General features: G+C 69.6%; 11 protein-coding genes. 4 read left to right on the top strand and 7 right to left on the bottom strand.

Going from position 1 to position 17757, the window contains the following annotated elements; translation table 11 throughout:
* Positions 1-24 precede the first annotated feature (24 nt).
* From NX02_RS21505 to NX02_RS21490, 4 genes are all read right to left on the bottom strand, one after another.
* The gene (locus tag NX02_RS21505) at positions 25-726 is read right to left on the bottom strand and encodes a class I SAM-dependent methyltransferase (protein ID WP_025294230.1); all 702 of its coding nucleotides are present in this window, start codon (positions 724-726) and stop codon (positions 25-27) included.
* On the bottom strand, positions 723-1850 hold the full coding sequence (prfB, locus tag NX02_RS21500; protein WP_025294229.1) for a peptide chain release factor 2: 1128 nt from the start codon (positions 1848-1850) through the stop codon (positions 723-725). Before prfB ends, NX02_RS21505 begins: the two co-directional genes overlap by 4 nt.
* A 109-nt stretch (positions 1851-1959) precedes the next feature.
* Positions 1960-4461 carry a penicillin-binding protein 1A gene (locus NX02_RS21495; RefSeq protein WP_025294228.1) on the bottom strand — a complete coding sequence of 834 codons (2502 nt, stop codon included), beginning with the start codon at positions 4459-4461 and terminating at the stop codon, positions 1960-1962.
* Positions 4462-4539: 78 nt separating this feature from the next.
* Positions 4540-5787: an N-acetylmuramoyl-L-alanine amidase gene (locus NX02_RS21490; protein WP_025294227.1), complete on the bottom strand. Its 1248-nt coding sequence runs from the start codon at positions 5785-5787 to the stop codon at positions 4540-4542.
* 473 nt (positions 5788-6260) lie between these two features.
* Between NX02_RS21490 and NX02_RS21485 the strand changes: the two genes are divergently transcribed.
* The 4 genes from NX02_RS21485 to NX02_RS21465 all read left to right on the top strand — a co-directional run bounded on the left by NX02_RS21485 (position 6261) and on the right by NX02_RS21465 (position 12579).
* Complete coding sequence (locus tag NX02_RS21485) at positions 6261-9032, top strand: Rne/Rng family ribonuclease (protein ID WP_025294226.1); 2772 nt, start codon at positions 6261-6263, stop codon at positions 9030-9032.
* Positions 9033-9120: 88 nt separating this feature from the next.
* A complete protein-coding gene (locus tag NX02_RS21480; protein WP_211258242.1) occupies positions 9121-10512 on the top strand; it encodes a M48 family metalloprotease in 1392 nt (463 codons plus the stop codon).
* Positions 10509-11267: a DsbA family protein gene (locus tag NX02_RS21475; protein ID WP_245648665.1), complete on the top strand. Its 759-nt coding sequence runs from the start codon at positions 10509-10511 to the stop codon at positions 11265-11267. The genes NX02_RS21480 and NX02_RS21475 overlap by 4 nt, the downstream gene beginning before the upstream one ends.
* 88 nt (positions 11268-11355) lie before the next feature.
* On the top strand, positions 11356-12579 hold the full coding sequence (locus NX02_RS21465) for a hypothetical protein (RefSeq protein WP_162232716.1): 1224 nt from the start codon (positions 11356-11358) through the stop codon (positions 12577-12579).
* 13 nt (positions 12580-12592) lie between these two features.
* Here NX02_RS21465 and NX02_RS21460 read toward each other — a convergent pair whose 3' ends face one another.
* The 3 genes from NX02_RS21460 to NX02_RS21450 all read right to left on the bottom strand — a co-directional run bounded on the left by NX02_RS21460 (position 12593) and on the right by NX02_RS21450 (position 17691).
* On the bottom strand, positions 12593-14185 hold the full coding sequence (locus NX02_RS21460; RefSeq protein ID WP_025294221.1) for a membrane protein: 1593 nt from the start codon (positions 14183-14185) through the stop codon (positions 12593-12595).
* Positions 14186-14266: 81 nt separating this feature from the next.
* On the bottom strand, positions 14267-15988 hold the full coding sequence (locus tag NX02_RS21455) for an ICP22 family protein (RefSeq protein ID WP_025294220.1): 1722 nt from the start codon (positions 15986-15988) through the stop codon (positions 14267-14269).
* Positions 15985-17691, bottom strand: coding sequence for an Hsp70 family protein (locus tag NX02_RS21450; RefSeq protein ID WP_025294219.1), 1707 nt, complete (start codon positions 17689-17691; stop codon positions 15985-15987). The genes NX02_RS21455 and NX02_RS21450 overlap by 4 nt, the downstream gene beginning before the upstream one ends.
* Between the last annotated feature and the right edge of the window lie 66 nt (positions 17692-17757).

The raw sequence follows: 17757 nt of genomic DNA, 5'->3' as shown, positions 1-17757 counted from the left end.
CGCGTCCTTCCTACCCTTTGCAGACTATCCTTTGCAGACCTTGATATCGCGGGGTTCCGGCCGCGTCCCGACGGCGCGGAAGCGGGCGAGATAGCCATCCACCGCGGGCATCGGCTGGCGTTCGATCAGCTTGTAGCCGATCGCCTCGAACTCGCAGGCGAGCAAGGCGTGCGGGGTGCCGTGCTGGTTGGTCGGGCGGTCGGCATCGACCACGATGACCTCGCCATCGGGCTTGAGCGCGGGGCGGAGCCGCCAGAGGAATTCGTAGGGCGAGGCGATCTCATGGTACATCTGGACCATGAAGATGCGATCGAAGCTGCCCTCGGGCAGCTTGGGATCGTTGGGCTCGCCCAGCTTGACGCTGACATTGTCCAGCGCCTCGCGGGTCACGCGCTCGGCCAGCGCGTCGCGCACCTGCGGGATGATGTCCTGCGCCAGCACGCGGCCGTCGACGCCGACACGCTGCGCGAGGCGGATCGTATAATAGCCCTCGCCCGCGCCGATATCGGCCACCGTCATGCCCGGCTTGATACCCGCGCGGCGCATCACATTGTCCGCCTCGTTCAGCCGGTCGCGCGCTTCCTCGGTCGACCAGCGGCTGGAGACGATCGCCGCCACCGGCCGCGAGGCCTGGGGGAAGTCCTTCGACTTATACTCGCGCGGGCCGCTGCCATGGCAGGCAGCGACGAGCAGCGCGACCAGCAGGCAGGCGGCGGTGCGCGTCAATCGACGTCCTCGACCTCGACCTTTTCGCCGGTCACCCGCTGCGAGAGCGCCGCCGCCATGAAGCGGTCGAGATCGCCGTCGAGCACGTCCGCGGGCGCGGTCGACGTGGCGCCGGTGCGCAGGTCCTTCACGAGCTGGTAGGGCTGCAGCACATAGGATCGGATCTGGTGGCCCCAGCCGATGTCGGTCTTGGCCGCGTTCTCGGCGTTGGCGGCCTGCTCGCGGATCTGCAACTCGCGCTCGTAGAGGCGCGCGCGCAGCTGGTTATAGGCCTCGGCGCGGTTCTTGTGCTGGCTGCGCTGGTTCTGGCACTGCACGACGATGTTGGTCGGCAAATGCGTGATGCGCACCGCCGAATCGGTGGTGTTGATGTGCTGGCCGCCCGCGCCCGAGGCGCGGTAGGTGTCGATGCGCAGGTCGCTCTCGTTGATCTCGATGTCGATATTCTCGTCGACCACCGGATAGACCCAGACGCTGGCGAAGCTGGTGTGCCGCCGCGCCGCGCTGTCATAGGGGCTGATGCGGACGAGGCGGTGGACGCCGCTTTCGGTCTTCGCCCAGCCATAGGCGTTCTCGCCCTTCAGCAGCAGCGTCGCGGACTTGATGCCGGCCTGCTCGCCCGAATGCTGGTCGACCAGTTCCACCTTCAGCCCATGCCGTTCCGCCCAGCGCGCATACATGCGCTGGAGCATCGAGGCCCAGTCCTGGCTCTCGGTGCCGCCGGCGCCGGCGTTGACCTCGATATAGGTGTCGTTACCGTCGGCCTCGCCGGCGAGCAGCGCCTTCACCTTGTCCCGCTCGGCGCGGTCGGCGAGCGCGGCGAGACCGGCGACGCCTTCGTCGACCATCGCGGTATCGCCCTCGGCCTCGGCCATCTCCATCAGCTCGACGGTGTCGTTGAGCTCGGTCTCGATCGCGCGCGCGGCGCTGATCGCCTCATCGAGGCGGCGACGCTCGCGCATCACCTCCTGCGCGGCCTTCGGGTCGTTCCAAAGCGCGGGATCTTCGACGCGGTTGTTGAGCTCGTCCAGGCGGCGCAGCGCGCGGTCCCAGTCGAGGAAACGGCGTAGCAATTCGAGCGCCTGATTGATCTGGTCGACATGGGCTTGCGCTTCGGCGCGCATCGAAACTCTCCACAGGCTCGCCGGCATCGCGCTCCAGTGCGGATGACGGCATCATCGGCCGCCTTCCGCAGCGATGCGGGCGGGCGGCGGGGATATTGGTCGCGGGGGCTTAGTAGATTCCGCCCTCACGCTGCAAGAAATCACTGTCGGCGGCCCGTCCGCGACCGGTCGCCTGCGCCTTCGGCGTCGCGATCTCATCCTTGCGGATCGTGCGGCGCGGTTCGCTTTCGGGCTTGAACGCCTCCCAGATCACCGCCGCCTTGGGATCGGGCGTGGGCCATGCGCCATAGACGCGACGGCCCGAGCGCCGGTCGATCCGGACCATGCGGATACCCGCGGGCGCGCGGAACGGCACGATCGGCACGTCCTTGAACGCGGTCTGCGCGAACTCCTTGAAGATCGGCGCGGCGATGCGGCCGCCCTGCGCATAGCCGCCCAGGCTGCGCGGCTGATCATAGCCCAGATAGACGCCCGCGACGATTTCCGGCGACCCGCCGACGAACCAGACGTTGGTCGGGCCGTTGGTGGTGCCGGTCTTGCCGAACAGTGGGCGGTTGAGATCGCGCAAGGTGACGGCGGTGCCGCGCTGGACGACGCCTTCGAGGATATGAACCATCTGATAGGCGGTCATCGCGTCCATCAGCTGCTTGCCGCGCACCGGCGGCCGCGGCATCGGCTGGCCGTTCCAGTCGCGCGCGTTGCAGCCGTTGCAGGGGCGCGTGTCGGCGCGGAAGATCGGCTTGCCGTTGCGATCCTGCACCGCGTCGATCACGGTCGGCTTCAGCTCGCGGCCGAGATTGACCAGCATCGAATAGGCGTTGGTCATCTTGAGCACGGTGGTGTCGCCGGCGCCCAGTGCGACCGACAGATAGGGGGCATAATCGCCGATCCCCATCCGCTTGATCGTCTTCACCACATTGTCCATGCCGGTCTGGCTGGCCGTACGCACCGTCATCAGGTTGCGCGACTGCTCGATGCCCCAGCGCATCGTCTGCGGCCCGGCGCTGCGTGCGCCGCCGAAGTTGCGGAAGCATTTCTGGCCGAGGCGCGAGCCCTGATAGACGCAGAAGGGCGAATCGACGATGATCGACGCCGGCGTCATGCCGCTGTCCAGCGCCGCGGCATAGACGAACGGCTTGATCGTCGAACCCGGCTGGCGTTCGGCCTGGGTGGCGCGGTTGAACGATTGCAGCCGCGCGTCGAACCCGCCCTGCATCGCGAGGATGCGGCCGGTGTGCGGCTGTTCCACGACCATGCCGCCCGACACCTCGGGCACGCTGCGCAGCGCATAGCTGCCGCCGCCGACAGGGGCGACGACGATCACGTCGCCGGGGCGGATCGCTTCGAAGACGGTGCCGCCGGCCTTCGCCGGGCCATCGACCGCGCCGCGCGGCAGGGTTGCGGTGCTGCCATCGGCGAAGCCGATCGCCACTTCGCCATTCTCCTTCGAGACGACGACGGCGGTGCGCCAGTTCTGATAGTCGATGCCGATATTGGCGCCGGCGAAGCGGCTCGCCCATTTGTCGTCGGCTTCGATCTTTGCCACCGGCCCCGGCCAGGCGCGGCCCGCGCTGTAGCGCAGCAGGCCGTTGCGCAGCGCCGCGGTGGTCGCTTCCTGCAGCGTCGGATCGAGCGAGGTGCGCACCCACAGGCCGCCGGCATAGACGCTGTGCGGCCCATCCGTTTCCTTGTCGCCATACATCTCGATGAGCTGGCGGCGCACCTCCTCGACGAAATAGCCGCCCGCGGCGAAGTCGCGCTGCGGGGCGGCGCGGCTGACGGTGCCGAGCGGGTCGGCGACCGCCTCGGCATATTGCGCTTCATCGATGAACTTGTTGCGGCGCATCTCGCCCAGCACCCAGTTGCGCCGTTCCAGCGCGCGATCGCCATGGCGTTCCGGGCTGTAGTTGGACGGCGCCTTGGGCAGGATCGCCAGATAGGCCATCTGCGACAGGCGGAGCTGATCGACATCCTTGCCGAAATAGGCGCGCGACGCGGACTGCACGCCATAGGCGTTCCGGCCGAGGAAGATCTGGTTGAGGTAGAGTTCCAGGATCTGCTGCTTGGTCAGCGCATCCTCGATGCGATAGGCGAGGATCGCCTCGCGCACCTTGCGGCGATAGCTGAGTTCGTTGGTCAGCAGCAGGTTCTTGGCGACCTGCTGGGTGATCGTCGAGGCGCCGACCGGCCGGCCGCTGTTGGTGATGTTGGTGACGATCGCGGTGATGATGCCGGGATAGTCGAGGCCGCCATGTTCGAAGAAGGTGCGGTCCTCCGCCGCCAGGAAGGCGCGGACGAGCGGCTGCGGATATTCGTCGTAGCGCAGCTGCACGCGGCGTTCGCGCGCGAACATCTGGATCGGCGCGCCGTCGATCGCGCGCACATTGGTGGGCAGCGGCGGCTCATAGGTCTTGAGCGAATCGGCCGAAGGCAGGTCACGCGCGAAGATCAGCAGAATCGCCGCCCAGCCGGCGACGGCGAGGCCGAGCAGATAGACCGGCCAGCGAATCCAGCGCCTGCGCCACAGCGCGGCGAGGCCCCCCAGGCGCCCGGACGCGCCCCGGCGCAGCTTGAGGCTCAGCTTCGGACGTTCGGCAGGCGCATCGTTCATTGCCCGCGCTCTAGCAAGTTTCGGCGCCTTTGCCAGCCGCGCCGCGTCCGCCGGAGCGCGGCCGTGCCCGTTCCGGCGCTATTGGCCGGCGATCCGTCGCGCGAACTGGATCTGCACGGCGCGGGCGACACCCGTCGCGATGCGCTTCCGTCCGGCGCGGGAGAAGAGGAAGTCGATGTCGTCGGCGTTGGACATGAAGCCGGTTTCGAACAGCACGGAAGGGACATCGGGCGCCTTCAGCACCACGAAGCCGGCGAATCGGTGATAGTCGGTGCGGAACGGCACGAAGCCGCCCGCCTCGCGGTGGAGCAGGCGCGCGAAATCGGAAGAGACGTTCATCGTCTCGCGCTGCGTGAGGTCGAGCAGGATCGACGAGACGTCGGAATTCTCGCCGGCCAGGTTGATGCCGTTGATGATGTCCGACCGGTTCTCGCGCTGGGCGAGGCGCGCCGCCTCACGGTCGGACGCGACCTCGGACAGCGTGTAGACGGTCGCGCCATGCGCCTCGGCGCGCGGCGCGCTGTCCGCATGGATCGAAATGAACAGGTCCGCCTTCAGCCGCCGGGCGATGCCGTACCGCTCCTCGAGGATGAGGAAGCGATCGGTGTCGCGCGTCAGCGCCACGCGCACGCGGCCCGATCTCACGAGCTCGTCGCGGATCGCGGTGGCGATCGCCAGCGTCGCATCCTTCTCGCGCTTGCCGCCCGCGCCCAGCGATCCGGGGTCGTGCCCGCCGTGGCCGGCATCGATCACCACCAGCGGCCGGCCCGCGGGCCCCAGGACGCGCGGCAGCCCCGGCAGCCTGCGCACCGGGCCCAGCGGCACGGTGACGCTGCCGCTGCTGCGCGCCGCGGTCAATGTGCGGGCGGCGCCGGTGCCCGCGTAGCGTTTGGGCGCGGCGCCGACGGCGCGCGCGAACCTCTTGTCGTCGACCCGGTCGATCGACAGGGTCAGTTGCCGGCCGCCATCGGAAAAGCTGAGGTCGCTGACGATCACCGGGCGTGCGAGATCGAAGACGATGCGCGCGGTATCCGGGCGGTACAGCCCCTGGCGGATCCGATCGACCGGGCCGCCGGCGCGCCCCGCCTTGCCGGGCGTCGCGCCCTGTACGTCCAGCGCGATGCGGCGCGGCCCATCGAGCACAAGCGTGCGCGCGGTGGTGACGCTGTCGTCGAACGTCACGCGGATTTGGCCGCCGTCGACGACGATCGAGGTGATGGTCGCGGCTTCGGCGCGGGTCATCGCGGCGAACAGCACGACGATCGTCGCTGCCGCCAGCAGCGCGGCATGAAGCCGCGTCACGCCTGCCAGTGCGCTCAAAAGCATCGTCCGCCGGATATCCGTCGCCGCCCTCGGAAGACCGCCCCTTAGCCCAGAATGGCGGTTGTCGTAAACAATGGTGGTAAACGCAGAATTAATCGCGGGGCCGGAGCACTTCATGGACTGCGAATTGTGCACCTGTTGCCCCGGCGCATCGCGAATGCTAGCTAGCGGTGTGGCAGCGGCGATCCCATATCGCCGGCGGCCATATTCCGCCTCCGCAAGGGGCGGCCATTCAGGTTGACGCTGCATGATGCATTTCGAATCCACGCCGTATCGCCGCCGAGAGGCCGGCTTTGCCGCGACGTGGACCAGGGTTCCGGCGCACTGCGCCGGGCATGCGCCAGCAGCAGAGGCATTCATCCTTAACCACGCACAGTCACGCCACCGGCACGGGATCGCACCGGGGCGTAGACAGCATTTTGATCGCGCGCCAGAGGCCGTCCGATACGGGCCGTGGCGCGCCCGGAGACTATTGAATGACAACGCGCATGCTGATCGACGCGCGCCACCGGGAAGAGACCCGGGTGGCCGTCGTCCAGGGAAATCGAATCGAGGAGTTTGATTTCGAGTCCGCCGAGCGGAAACAGCTCAAGGGCAATATCTATCTGGCCAAGGTGACCCGCGTCGAACCGTCGCTCCAGGCGGCGTTCGTCGATTATGGCGGCAACCGCCACGGCTTCCTCGCTTTCAGCGAAATCCATCCCGACTATTACCAGATCCCCAAGGAAGACCGCGAAGCGCTGCTTCGCGAAGAGGCCGAGCATGCCGCCGAGGAAGAGGCGCTGCGCGCCGCCGACGAGGATCATGACGACGAGGATGGCTACGGCGCCGAGGGCCATGAACGCGATGCGCACGACCATGCCGACGGCGAGGGTGACGACGTGCCGCCGCCCGCGCCGAGCTCCAGCGGCTCGTCGGGCGACGAGAACGCCGTGGAGGCGCTGCGCAAGCGCCGCATGGCGCTGCGCCGCCGCTACAAGATCCAGGACGTCATCCGTCGCCGCCAGGTGCTGCTCGTCCAGGTCGTGAAGGAAGAACGCGGCAACAAGGGAGCCGCGCTCACCACCTATCTCAGCCTTGCCGGCCGCTACTGCGTGCTGATGCCCAACACGTCGCATGGCGGCGGCATCAGCCGGAAGATCAGCAACGCGGCGGACCGCAAGCGGCTGAAGTCGATCATGGCGGAAATGAGCCTGCCGCCGTCGATGGGCTGCATCGTCCGCACCGCCGGGCTGCAGCGCACCAAGACCGAGATCAAGCGCGACTTCGACTATCTCGCCCGCCTGTGGGACGGGATCCGCGAGAACACGCTGGGCTCGGCCGCGCCGGCCTTGATCTATGGCGACAGCGACCTGATCAAGCGCGCGATCCGCGACATCTACAACCGCGAGATCGACGAGGTGATCGTCGAGGGCGAGGAGGGGTATCGCGCCGCCAAGGACTTCATGAAGCTGCTGATGCCGAGCCATGCGCGGCGCGTGCAGGCTTATGTGGATGCGGTGCCGCTGTTCCAGCGCTTCGGCGTCGAGGACCAGCTCAACCAGATGTACTCGCCGCTCGTCCAGCTCAAGTCCGGCGGCTATCTGGTGATCAACCCCACCGAGGCGCTGGTGTCGATCGACATCAACTCGGGCCGCTCCACGCGTGAGCATGGCATCGAGCAGACCGCGGTCGCGACCAACCTCGAGGCTGCGCACGAGATCGCCCGCCAGCTGCGCCTGCGCGACATGGCCGGCCTCGTCGTCATCGATTTCATCGACATGGAGAATGGCTCCAACGTCCGGAAGGTCGAAAAGGCGATGAAGGCGGCGCTCGCGAACGATCGCGCGCGCATCCAGGTCGGCCGGATCAGCTCGTTCGGGCTGATGGAGATGAGCCGCCAGCGCCTGCGCACCGGCGTGCTCGAGGCCTCGACCCGCCAGTGCCCGCATTGCGAAGGCACCGGCCTCGTCCGCACCGCTTCCTCCGCGGCGCTTTCGGCGCTGCGCATGCTGGAAGACGAAGCGGCCCGCGGCCGCGGCTCGCGCCTTACCCTGCGCGCGTCGCAGGAAGCCGCGGTCTATGTGCTCAACCGCAAGCGCGGCGAGCTGGCCGAGATCGAGGATCGCTATGGCGTGTCGATCGACATCCTGCCGGACGGCGAGGCGGAAGGCGCGCGGATGATCGTCGAGGCGAGCGGCCCGCCGCCCGCCTATGCGCCGCGCTTCGAGGCGCCGGTGCGTGAGCCCGAGCCCGAGGACGACTTCGTCGAGGAGATCGAGGAGGAAGAAGAAGAGGAACCGGTCGAGGCCGAGGAGGAAGCGCCGCGCGAGCAGGCGCGTCGGGACGATGATGGTGAGCGTGGCGATGGCCGCGGCCGCCGTCGCCGTCGCCGCCGCCGTGGGCGTGGTGGCCGTGAGGAGCAGGCGTCGGAGCCGTCGGACGAAGCCGCCGAGGGCGGTGACGAGGCCGACGAGCCGGTCGATGCCGCCGAGGCCCCGGTCGAAGCCGAAGCCGAAGCAGAGACCGAGACCGCCGAGACCTCCGAGGCTGCCGAGCGTGGCGATGACGAGGACGGCCGCCGCCGTCGCGGTCGTCGCGGTCGCCGTGGCGGTCGTCGCCGGCGCGAGAATGGCGCTGCCGAGGAGGGCGCCGAGTCCGTCGAAGCGGCCGAGGACGCTGCCGAAGCCCCGGTCGAGGTGGCGGCCGAGCCCGAGGCCGAGCCGGTGAGCACGGTTGCCGAGCCGGCGGTCGACGCGGTCGAGGCACCGGCCCCGGTTGGCGAGGACGCGCCGCAGCCCGAAGCGAAGCCGAAGCGCAAGCGCCGCACCAAGGCGGACATCGCGGCAGCCGAGGCTGCCGCTGCTGCCGAAGCCGAAGCGGTGACCGCGCCCGTCGCGGTCGCGGAAGCGCCGGCCAAGCCCAAGCGCAGCCGCCGCAAGGCCGCCGCCACCGAAGCGGCATCCGTCGAAGCTGCGCCGGTCGAAACCGCGCCGGTCGAGGAAGCCCCGGTTGCTGCCGAGGCGGCGCCGGAGAAGCCCAAGCGCAAGCGTGCGTCGCGCAAGAAGGCCGAAGCCGTGTCCGCCGACGTGGTCGAGGCCGAGCCGGCTGTCGAAGCCGAGGCGGTGATCGAGCCGGTGGTCGAGGCGGCGGAGCCCGCCCCGGACGCCGAAGCGCCGGGCGAGGCGGCTGGCGACGATGACGCTGCGGGCGAAACGACCCCGGCGCGTCGCGGCTGGTGGCAGCGCACCTTCGGTGGCGAGGCCTGATCGACAAGGTCCATCTGCCCGGCCGGCTCCGCGCCGGCCGGGCAGCGACTTCAGGCGTCATTCAGGCGGGCATCGGAATGAAGCGGAGATGAGTCGCGCAATCGAGCCCCGACGCGATCGGCAAGGCCGTTCGGTGCTGATGCGCCTCGTCACCGCGCTGGTGCTGTGCCTCGCGCTGTTCGCGCGCCCGGCCGCCGCGCAATCGATCCTGCGCGATGCCGAGACCGAGGCGCTGCTCGACGACATGTCGCGGCCGCTGATCGCCGCCGCCGGTCTCGATCCGCGCAACGTCAAGGTCGTCGTGATCAACGACAGGGAGATCAACGCCTTCGTCGCCGGTGGCCAGGTCGTCTACATTCACAGCGGGCTGATCGCCGCTGCCGACAACACCAACGAAGTCCAGGGCGTCATCGCCCACGAACTCGGCCACGTCGCCGGCGGCCATGTCGTGCGCTTCTCGGAAGGCGCGAAGGCGGCGACGGGCATCAGCATCGTCAGCCTGCTGCTGGGTGCCGCGGCGATCGCGGCCGGCGCGGGCGAGGCGGGGATGGGCATTCTTTCCGCGGGCCAGCAGGCGGCGATGGGCAAGTTCCTGGCCTTCACCCGCACGCAGGAATCGAGCGCCGACCAGGCCGGCGCCTCCTATCTCAGCAAGGCCGGGATCAGCGGCCAGGGCTCGATCGCCTTCTTCAAGAAGCTGCAGAACCTGGAATTCCGCCTCGGCATCCCGCAGGAAGACAGCTATGCGCGCACCCACCCGCTGAGCGGCGAGCGCGTTTCGATCCTCGAAGGCCAGTATCGCGCCGATCCGGCGTGGAACGTGAAGACCGATCCCGCGCTCGAGTCGCGATTCCAGCGGGTGAAGGCGAAGCTCGTCGGCTTCGTAAGCGAGCCGGCGACGACGCTGCGGCTCTACCCCGAAGGCAATAATGGTGAGCCGTCGCGCTATGCGCGTGCCTATGCGTGGCACAAATCGGCCTATCCCGACAAGGCGCAGACCGAGGTCTCGGCGCTGCTCGCGATGCGCCCGCACGATCCCTATTATCTCGAGCTGGAAGGGCAGATCCTGCTCGAATCCGGCAAGCCGGTCGAGGCGCTGGGGCCGCTGCGCGAGGCGACCCAGCGCACCGGCAACGCGCCGCTGATCGCGGCCCTGTTCGGTCATGCGCTGATCGCGACCGAGGATCCCGCCAATTTCGCCGAGGCGCGCCGGGTGCTGCGCGCGGCAGTGGCGCGCGACAACGACAATCCCTTCGCTTGGTATCAGCTGGGCGTCGTCTACGAGCGCGAGGGGGACAGGCCGCGCGCGGCGCTGGCGACCGCCGAACGCTACAACATGCTGGGTCAGGCACGGCTGGCGCTCACCAGCGCGCAAATGGCGATGAGCGGCATCCCCGAAGGCTCGGCCGACTGGCTGCGCGCGCAGGATATCGCGATGGTGTCGCAGGCGCAGGTCGAACAGGAGAGACGCAGACGATGAACGCCGCGGTGACGGAGCGACGCGGCATCGGCCGATGGCTGGTGCCGCTGGCGGCGGGTGTGCTTGGCGGCGCGATCGGCGCCGGCGGCGTGGTGCTGGCCGGGGGCGGCGGCGCCGACAAGATGCATGTCGAGACGATCGTGCGCGACTATGTGCTCGCCAATCCCGAACTGCTGCCCGAGGCGATGGAGCGGCTCCGCGACAAGCAGAACGCCGCCGCGGTGGCGCAGAGCGGCAACCGGCTGACGAAGCCCTTCGGCGGTGCCTGGATGGGCGCCGCCGACGCCGATGTCGTGCTCGTCGAGTTCACCGACTATAATTGCGGCTATTGCCGCGCCAGCCTGCCGGTGGTCGAGCGGCTGGTCGCCGAGGATCCCAGGCTCAAGGTCGTGTTCCGCGAGCTGCCGATCCTCAGCGAGGAAAGCCTGACCGCGGCGCGCGCGGCGCTCGCCGCCGCGAAGCAGGGGCAGGGCAAATATGCGGCGTTCCACAACGCGCTCTTTTCCGGCGGCCCGGTCTCGCCCGCGAGCGTCGCCGAGGCGCAGCGTCGCGCCGGGCTGGATGTCGCGGCCGCAACCGCCGCCGCGGCCGGTGACGACGTGACCGCCGAGATTCAGGCCAATCATGCGATGTTCGGCAGCATCGGCGGCAGCGGCACGCCGAGCTGGGTGGTGGGCGACCAGATTCTCAGCGGCGCGGTCGGCTATGATGCGCTGAAGGCGGCGATCGCCAACGCGCGCAAGCCGAAGGGCTGATCGACCCGAGGTTTCCGGCCGGGAGGTGCCTGCGGCCCGGTCATGCTGTTCGTGTAGCGTTGCCCTGGACCGTTCGACGGAGGCGATGATGACCAGAGCGTTGCCTGCCCTGACCCTGCTTGTCGGCCTCGCCGCGCCGATGGCGCTGCCGGCGCAGATGCCGGCGGACCGGTTCCCCGCCGATATGCCGCAGCAGGTGCAGGCGCGCATCGCCGATCTCGACGCGCGCTGCCGCGCCGCCGGCGGCCGCCCCAATCCCCGGCCCTATCTCTTCATCCACGACTATAGCGGCGATGGGGTGCCCGATTATCTGCTGAGCGAGGGGCGCTATGGCTGCACGGGGCAGGAGGGCGTGTTCCGCGTGGTCGGTGCCTCGGTGCTGGAAATCTTCGTGACCGAGCCGGACGGTGCCGCTTTCAGTGCATGGCGCAGCATCGTCGCGGGCTATCGCCTCGTCCAGCATACGCCGCTGCTGGTCCAGGTGGTGAAGGTGGGGCAGGCGTGCGGCGCCAGCCCGCTGTGCGGCTATCAGCTGCGCTACGACGCCGCTGGCCGGCGCTTCGACGCGGTTCCGGTCAGTGGCGCGCAGGCCAAAGGGGCGGCGGCGCCACCGGCATCCGGCGGCAACCGGCCGGTCATCGCCCCCGCACCGGCGGCTCCGGCGCCCAGATCGCAGGCCGAGATGCTGGCGGAATGCCGCGCGGAGCGGCAGCGCGCGGGGCTGCCGGCGGGTGACATCAAGCAGACGTGCGGCGCGCACTGGTCGCGTATCGTCGCGAGCCGGCCGGTGGCGCGCGCGATGATCGGCCTGCTGCAGCGGGCACCGGCGGCGCTGCAGGGCGTGGCGGCGGCCAAGGCGGCGCTGCCGACGGTGCGATGGGCGCCGCGCAACGATCCGCCGGTCGCGCCACAAACGATCGCGGCGAACGGCAACCTCGGCGATTTTCACGTCGCGATCGGCGGGGGCGGCCGGATCGAGACGGCTGCCTTCTCGTGGCAGGAAAGCGGCGGCGTCGGCGCGTTCGAGGTGCCGGCGGCGCTGCGGGCGGAGGGGCTGTCGGCGACGCGGATCGCGTGCGGCAGCGGCGGCGACGCGTTCGGCGATTCGGAAAGCGAGATGTTTGCGGTCGGCGCGCCCGGGTGGCCCCCCGTCGCGCTGGAGATCAATCGGCGTATCCCCGCGCTCGGCGGCCAGATCGGCTGGTACAATGCGATATTGCGCGCGGGGCCGGTGCCGACGCTGGCGTCGCTGCGCGGCGCCAACCGCAACGCCGACCGGTTCGAGGCGGTGCAGTGGGGGCCGTGCCGGTAGCGCCGACGGGCCTCTATCGCACCCGGATGATGCGGGGCGGGATCGGATAGTCGGCGGCGGCGGCGGGCGCGGCGCGGCTGTCGATGCGCCAGAGGCTGCTGCTGCCCTGGCGCCAGATCTCGGTCATGCCTTCCATCAGCCGCGGGTCGTGGCGGCGCGGCGCGATCAGCCAGACATAGTCGAAACGCTCGCGCGGCAGATGCGCGAGCGAGCGATTGAGCGGCCACCACACCTCGCCACGGCAGCGCGGGCCGGTGACGATCTGCGACGGGTCACGCGAATAGCGCCAGCCGGTCGGGAAATGGGTGCGGACGAGCTGCGCGCCGGCCGCCACCCACTGATCGTTGGAAAAGGCCTCCCGCCGCACGATCGCCAGCCCCGGCATATGCTCGAAGCGGTGCATCATCCACGGCGTGACGCAATCCTTGCCGACGTAGGACATCATCCGCGCGCCGCGCGGCACATGGTCCAGCGCGGCGAGTTCGCGGTCGTACGCGCGGTCGAACAGCCAGAAGCTGGCGGTGTTGGCGCCCAGCCGCAGCACCATGAACAGCGCCGCCACCACCGCGACGCTGCGCCGGAACCTGAGGTCGGTTTCGGGGCGCGGCCGGATCGCGATCAGCGCCACCGCCACCATGAAGGGCGCGAGCCGCATGTCCGCATAGGCGGATCCGAAGACGATGCGCGGCAGGATGATGAACACCGCGAGCAGGAACAAGGCGGAGATGGCGAGGTTGCGCGAGAAGGTCAGCCGCTTGTCGCGCAGCGCCTCCAGCATCACGATGATCAGCACCGCCAGCGACAGCATGTCGCAGATCAGCCAGCGGTCGCGCAGCACCATCGCGAACCAGGAGATCTTGGCCTGCCAGTTGAACCAGTCCCCGGTCTGCGCGGTCGGATCCTGGCCGCGCCACACCAGCATCAGCACCATCGGCGGGGTGAGCGGCAGGCAGTTGATGCCCGCGCGGAAGCAGGCGCGGACGAACCTGTCGCCCCGATCGAGCGCGCGGATCAGCTCGGCGGAGAAGGCGAGCACGCCCAGCGTGCCCCAGCCGAAGGCGTGGGTCACCCACACCGCGCAGGAAATCGGAACGAAGACGATCGCGCGCAGCCGAAGATGGCCGGTCCGCGCCATCCGCAGCCACAGCCCGAACGCGATGAAGGCGAGCGCCATCGACAGCGCGAAATTCACGAAGCCGAAGATGAATGGGAAGTTGAACGCCAGCGGCAGCGCGAACATCGCGGTCGGCGGCACGCGGCCGTGCACCTCGCGCGCCACCAGCAGGAAGCCCGCCACCGTCAGCGGCGGGATCGTCATCACGATCAGTTTGACCGAAGGCTCCAGCCCCAGTCCGAGCCAGTGCAGCGGCTCGATCAGCAGGTCGACGCCGAGATTGCCGATCAGCGCCCAGTCGAAACTGTACCACTGCTTCAGGAAGGGCGAGGTGGCGAGGTCGAGCTGGATGCGATAGCGGCCCATATGGCCCGGCAGGTCCACCATCGGCGGGATATCGGGCCACAGCAGCGGCACGAAGGCGATCAGCGTCAGCAGGACCATGGTGGTCCGGCGTTCCCACCACGGGGTGTTGCTGTCTTCGCTGCGCATCCGCGCTCCTCTATCGACGGCGGTCGCCACGGGAAAGACCCGTAATGATCCGCGGTCGCGCGGCCCGGCGCAGGTCCGCCATCATTCGTGCCACGCCGCGCGCAGCGCGAGGATGAAGACCAGGGTCGCCAGCAGCAGCAGCGCGCCCGGCCCGTAGATCACCGCGATCCACAGCGGCACGAACAGCACGCCCGCCATCTGGCTGCGGCGGAGGGCGGGGGCGGAGACCAGCAGGTGCTGCGCGACGATCGCCATCGCCGATGCCGCCAGCGGCACACCGTTCGGGACATGCGTGTTCACCTCGGGCAGCCAGGCGGCGGCGAGGGCGAGCGACAGCAGCATCAGCGCAATCCGGCTGACGCGTCGCTGCGCGCGCGTCCGCTGCGCCAGCCACAGTTCCGCCCGATCCTGCAGGAAGACGGCCGCCACCCCCAGCACGCCGGCGGGCAGCGCGATCTGCAGCCAGGGCGTCCAGTCCATGCGCCCGACGCCGTGCCACAGCAGGATGGTGCCGATCAGCAGCAAGCCATGGCGGTGCAGCAAGGCGAGCAGGGTTTGCGGCGGGTGCTCGACGGCGGGGGCGGGGCCGGCGGTGAAGACGAAGCCGATCACGGACGCAACCGCGAGCAACAGCACCGACGCCGTCGTCGCCGGGACCAGCGCAGCCAGCGGCAACAGCAGGAACAGCAAAGCGAGCGCGACAGCTACCCATGGGGTCGGCGGCTGGGCCGTCCTGTGCCGATAGGCGAGGCCGGCGAGGCTGATCGCGGCTGCCACCGGCGGATAGGTCCAGAGGAAGGGCGCGTCTCCGCGCGGCATCGTCCCGGCGATCGCGGCGGCGATGGCGGGCGCCACGATCAGCAGCCAGCCTGCAATCGCCTTGATCCGCCGCCATTCGTCCGCGCGTGCCTGCCACCAGGCGAGCGCGCGGGGATCGAAATCATCCTCCAGCACGGGATGGTCGTTGCGGATCCGGTCGAGCAGAACGGCGATCCGGAAGCGATCGACGGCGGTCACCGGCCAGAAACGGCTGGGCGCGACCTTGCCCGTCAGCAGCGCCCAGGCGCGGCGGGCCCCCGCCGTGCGGAGCAGGCTGTTGTCGCGATAATGCGCGGCGCGCGCGCGCTCGACCACCTGCGCGATCGGCATGTTCCGCCGATAGGTCGCCGCCTCGCGGTGCCAGCCGAAATGGCGGGCGACGGGGATCAGCACCGGATCGGATCGTGGCGAGCGCTCGATCAGCATGTGGCACAGCCAGCGTTCGGCTTCGTCGGCGCGATCGAGCGGCGCGACATCGATCGCGGCGAGCACGGCCTCGGCGCTGCGCGCCAGCTCATCCGGTGCGGCGCCCTCGTCGCAAAGCTGCGCGTGGAGCCGCCCGATCGCCTGTTCGAGCGCGTCTGGCGCGTCGGGCGCGTCCGATTGCGGGAATGGATCGGGATCGGCCGGCCAGCCGTCATCCGTCTCGCTGCCGATCGCCCATTCGACGGTGCCGGGTCCGGCGTCGGCGTCGTCCGGCCCCCGCCAGTGCAACGGCTCGGCCGACGCGGCATCGTCCTCGTGCCCGAACGCGTCCCCGTCCGCCGCGTCCCCGTCGACCTCGTCGTCTTCCTCCGGCGCGTCGGCGGCATAGGGCGCCAACGCCAGCGCCTGCTCATAGGCCTCGCGCAGTGCCCGGAAGGCGTCGGGATCGGTTTCGGGGTCGATCGCCTTGAGCGCGGTGGCATAGGCGCGGCGGATCGCGCGTGTATCCGGCGTTCGCCCGATCCCCAGCCTGTCCCAGGGCCAGCCGGGGCGGCTCACAAGTAGCGCTCACCCTCGATTTCATCGAGCAGCGCCTCGAGATTGCCGCGGGCTTCCTCGATCGCGCGCGGTTCCTGCGCGTCGAGCACCGACAGGAAGTGGGTGATGACCTTGCCGATATAGTCGCGCCGCTCCCTCAGCAGCGATTCATAGCAGCGGCCGGCACGCGCGAGCGTCGCGGCGTTGCGATCCTCCTCGCGCGGGTGGACCTTGAGCGCGGCGAGCGCCTTGCGCCGTCCCTCGATGTCGCGGTCGGCCGCGGCATCCTCTTCGTCGCAGATCACCAGCTGGCGGGTGGTGCCGGTCTGCGGCACGGTGACGTCCACCTCCAGCAGGCCCGAGGCGTCGTAGCTGAAGCGGCATTCGATCGCGACCGTGCCCGCCGGCCCGCGCGGCACCGGCACGCTGACCTTGCCGAGATGGACATTGGCGGAAACGTCGCGGGCCTCGCCCTGGTAGACGTTGAACAGCACCTCGCGCTGATTGTCCTGCATCGTCGAGAAGATGTTGACGCGGCTCGCCGGCAGCACCGTGTTGCGCTCGATGATCGGGGCGAAGATGCCGGTGCGGACATTGCCCTTGAAGTCGCGCTCGGCGGTGTCGACACCTAGGGTGAAGGGGCAGACGTCGGTAAGGCGGATTTCCTTCAGCGCCGCGTCGCGGGACTTGAGCCCGGCCTGCACCGCCGCCCCCAGCGCCACCGCATGGTCGGGGTGGAGGGTGGTGTTGGGAAAGCGGCCGAACATGCGGGTGACCGCGCGGCGAACCACCGGCATGCGGGTGGCGCCGCCCACCATGATGATCTCGCTGAGCCCGTCGACCTTGATGTTGCTGTCGCGCAGCGAGCGCAGCACCGGCTCGCGCAGCCGCGCGATCAGCGGCTCGCAACGCTGCTCGAATTCGTCGGCATCGACGTCCGCCTCATAGGCCTCGCCCTTCCAGACCAGGCTGAACGGCGCGGTCTGGCGGTCGGTCAGCGCGCGGCGGGTGCGCTCGGCCGCGGCGCGCATCAGCTCGACGATGGCGGGATCGTTGGGATCGCCCAGCTTACCCTTGGGGTCGATCTTCTCGCGGGCGAGCTGGACCATCAGATGGTTGAAATCCTCGCCGCCCAGCCGGTTGTCGCCGGCCGAGGCGCGCACCTCGATGATGCCGTCGAAGATCTCGACGATCGAGACGTCGAAGGTGCCGCCGCCAAGGTCGAAGACCAGGAAGGGCGCGCCATCGTCGCGCTGATGGATGCCATAGGCGAGCGCGGCGGCGGTCGGCTCGTTGATCAGCCGCTCGACAGTGAGCCCCGCCATCTGCCCGGCGCGGCGCGTCGCCTTGCGCTGGCGATCGTTGAAATAGGCGGGCACGGTGATCACCGCCTGGTCCACCGTCTCGCCGGTGAAGGCCTCGGCATCCGCCTTGATGTTGCGCAGCACCAGCGCGGAGAGTTCCTCGGGCGAGAAATCGCGCCGGCCGATGCGCACCGGCTGGTGCGTGCCCATCAGCCGCTTGAACACGGTGCCGGTCAGCTTGGGGTGCGTCGGCTGGCGATCGCGCGCGGCCATGCCGACCAGAACCTCGCCATCGTCGGTCAGCCCCACCGCGGACGGCGTCAGCAGATCGCCCAGGCTGTTGGGAATCAGCACCGACTCGCCGTCGCGCCAGAGCGCGGCGGCGCTGTTGGTCGTCCCCAGATCGATGCCGATGATCATCCCGCGCCTCCCACAGAGCCGCTTCTCATAAGGCGAAATTCGAACGAAGGAAGCGGCTTGCGCCCC

Origin of the sequence: Sphingomonas sanxanigenens DSM 19645 = NX02, from assembly GCF_000512205.2 — a bacterium.
Lineage (GTDB): Bacteria > Pseudomonadota > Alphaproteobacteria > Sphingomonadales > Sphingomonadaceae > Sphingomonas_D > Sphingomonas_D sanxanigenens.
The sequence above is the reverse complement of the archived record's forward strand: the minus strand, read 5'-3'. Positions and strand labels throughout refer to the sequence as shown.

Coding starts and splice junctions, on each gene's coding strand:
- prfB (WP_025294229.1), bottom strand. CDS start 1,850: ATGCGCGCCGAAGCGCAAGCCCATGTCGACCAGATCAATCAGGCGCTC.
- NX02_RS21495 (WP_025294228.1), bottom strand. CDS start 4,461: ATGAACGATGCGCCTGCCGAACGTCCGAAGCTGAGCCTCAAGCTGCGC.
- NX02_RS21490 (WP_025294227.1), bottom strand. CDS start 5,787: ATGCTTTTGAGCGCACTGGCAGGCGTGACGCGGCTTCATGCCGCGCTG.
- NX02_RS21485 (WP_025294226.1), top strand. CDS start 6,261: ATGACAACGCGCATGCTGATCGACGCGCGCCACCGGGAAGAGACCCGG.
- NX02_RS21480 (WP_211258242.1), top strand. CDS start 9,121: ATGAGTCGCGCAATCGAGCCCCGACGCGATCGGCAAGGCCGTTCGGTG.
- NX02_RS21475 (WP_245648665.1), top strand. CDS start 10,509: ATGAACGCCGCGGTGACGGAGCGACGCGGCATCGGCCGATGGCTGGTG.
- NX02_RS21465 (WP_162232716.1), top strand. CDS start 11,356: ATGACCAGAGCGTTGCCTGCCCTGACCCTGCTTGTCGGCCTCGCCGCG.
- NX02_RS21460 (WP_025294221.1), bottom strand. CDS start 14,185: ATGCGCAGCGAAGACAGCAACACCCCGTGGTGGGAACGCCGGACCACC.
- NX02_RS21450 (WP_025294219.1), bottom strand. CDS start 17,691: ATGATCATCGGCATCGATCTGGGGACGACCAACAGCGCCGCCGCGCTC.